The 2,571-nt window shown below is 46.6% G+C and carries 1 protein-coding gene; it reads right to left on the bottom strand.

All coding sequences use genetic code 11. The features are described from left to right. Positions 1 to 2,571 (bottom strand): YncE family protein (locus NG833_RS27195; RefSeq protein WP_375293964.1); only part of this gene is annotated, 2,571 nt, incomplete at both ends.

The raw sequence follows: 2,571 nt of genomic DNA, 5'->3' as shown, positions 1-2,571 counted from the left end.
AAACGTCGGTAAATCTTCTCCCCTTCCCTTGCTCCTTCTAACAGTGGCAATTCACTACCACTGAGATTAGTCGTTCCTGCATACCAGGCTAATGCTTGTCGATGCGGACTATTTTCAGTGTCATCCGGGGTAAAACCAGCACGCTGGCTCAAAACAACATTCCAATCTGCGGCGTCAATTTCCCGTCCATTCCTTGTCTTAGTTCTCGGTTCCTCAGACTCCGCTACATTTTGGTAATAATTATCAGCAAATGTGACATTTTCCCAAACCGTAACTTCCGGGTCGTTCTGGCTTTGTAAAGGCGACGGTAAAGAAGATTGGCTGAAATCGTGAGGGTCGATAGTGGTCATCATTAAGTCAGATATGTTATCCTCAGTTCCCCACAAATTCGGGAAGAAAGTTCCCATGCGTTGAATGATTTCACTGTTGATAACTGCTCCTTGACCCACCCCAATGAAATGCATCGGCGATTTAAAGAAAGCGTCATTGTCTAACTTTTGGTTTAAGCTAACCAAAGAAGCGAACATTGCATCGGCTGCGGCTTCAGCAAACCCGGAATTATAGCCGGTTTGGTGAGGGGTCATTTCCAAGTCGGGGATGAGAACTAAGGGAGAGCCGAATTTACTTTCTGGGATGTTGTAAATTTTGGTGCCTTGGTTGTTGCGCCAATACCATTGACCTGTTCCCGGTTCATAGTACATGACTAAACCGCCGTCATCTTCTGGGGAGAAGGGTTGGGTGATGTGCAATGCCATTTGTTCAAGTTGCTGGTTGATTAGATTGGGTTGAAATTCTAATCCCCGAGTTAATACTGTGATGCTACTAAAAGCGTTGCCGTCAATACCGGGTTGAACCGCTTGTGGAGTTTTGAACTGACTATCCTCAACAACCGGCCTCGGTGAGCCATTAATCACCGCTTCTACGGCCCAATGATACTCCTGACCTGCCGTCAACATTCGGTCATCAGGCAGTGTAAACTGGTCTTTTGAACCCGCTTGAGAGCCACCATTCCAAGTCCACACACCATCTTTCCAAGTTGCCGTCAAAATGCGATTGGGATTGTAATCATCCAAATTTCCCGGATACTGAATTTCGTTCCAGGTATCCCCCGGTAACAACCCCTCTCCCTTCGGAAACACGCTCACATAAAGCCTTACTTCCTTCACCTCATCTGGGTCGATCGCCCCACAAACATCATCCTCCTCCTCATCCCCAAATTTCCACTCGAATGTAGGGGTCAAAGAATCAGCAACTCCACTGATTCCCGGACTCACCAATTGCAACGGGTTTGATGCCGATACTAGGGTCAAACCTGTCGGCATTCCCCCAATCCCCAGCGGAGCTTTTATCGTATCCTCCGGAACGCCAAAAGTAAAGTCATTCAGCCAATTGCCCCCAATAATCTCATAATCTGCCGCTACACTGATGTCCGGATTAATATCATCAATCGGCACATATCCCAAATCATTTTCACTCGCCAACCGTTTCGTATTCTCATTAAACCCAACACTGCCTACCCCTCGCTTTAAACTATCCAGCCAGAAATTCCCGGGATTTTCCACAGTGGCAATCATTTCCTCTACATCAAACACGAAAATGCCACCCTTATCAGTTGAATCAGACAATTCTAAACCCGGGTAAGAAGCATATAGATATTTCTCATCACTAGAAAGCACCAAATCCGCCGTTTTGCCACCGGGAATCGGTCGGGTGGCTGCGACTAACTTCGCATTAGGACCAAACGGGTCTTTAATTATCCCAATATTACTCCCTGCGCGCAACCCATCAATACTATCTACCCCGGTTTGCGAACTATTATTTTTAGCCGCCACAAATGCGTAAGAACCATCCCGCAGAATGTCTACCGACACCGCCCAGTTGATATCGAAGTAATCGCCAAAACTGCCTAGACTTAATGAGACGTAGCGAGGAGTACCCACCGTGAAATTGAGCGGGTCATCATTAAGGATTTCCACCACTCCAAAACCCGCATTCTCTCGTCTGGAGTTGGTAAAAGCAATACCACCATTGTTCTTCGCAAAAACACCATCTACCTCAGAATTAGTAGAAATCGAGCCAATTTTTTCGTGCCACAATCGAGGATTGTTTTCTGGATTAGTAGGGCGGTCGCGCGGGTCGATATTAACAACGTGAATTTGCCCCTTAGTGTTAGAAAACGGCAAAGAAAAATCGGGAGCGGCAACAAATAGCTTTCGGCCATCACTACTCATCGATATCTGGCGCAATCCCCATGATGCAGAGGGCAATGAAATAGTCTGAATTATTTGATGATAGGTCGCTGAATTGGGATTGATATCCAGTATGTAAAGCGCTCCAATTTTGCCATCAGCAATGTAGGCATAGTTATCCCCAGGGTCGAGGGCGATCGATTGAGGGTCAGCACCAGCGGGTAAGTCAATCGGATCTATTTCAGGAGTTTCTGAATTGGTATCGACCTGTTGCCAAGTCATCAAATCTACTAACCCCACGCGACCTGATTCTTGTAACAACACATAAGCTCGCGTTGCATTGTTGGTGGCTACCAATTCTACTGGTTTATCTTCCCGGTCT

It is taken from the genome of Oscillatoria sp. HE19RPO (assembly GCF_024220515.1).
Lineage (GTDB): Bacteria > Cyanobacteriota > Cyanobacteriia > Cyanobacteriales > Laspinemataceae > Laspinema.
Note: the sequence above shows the minus strand (reverse complement) of the source record. Positions and strands in the feature narration are given on the sequence as shown.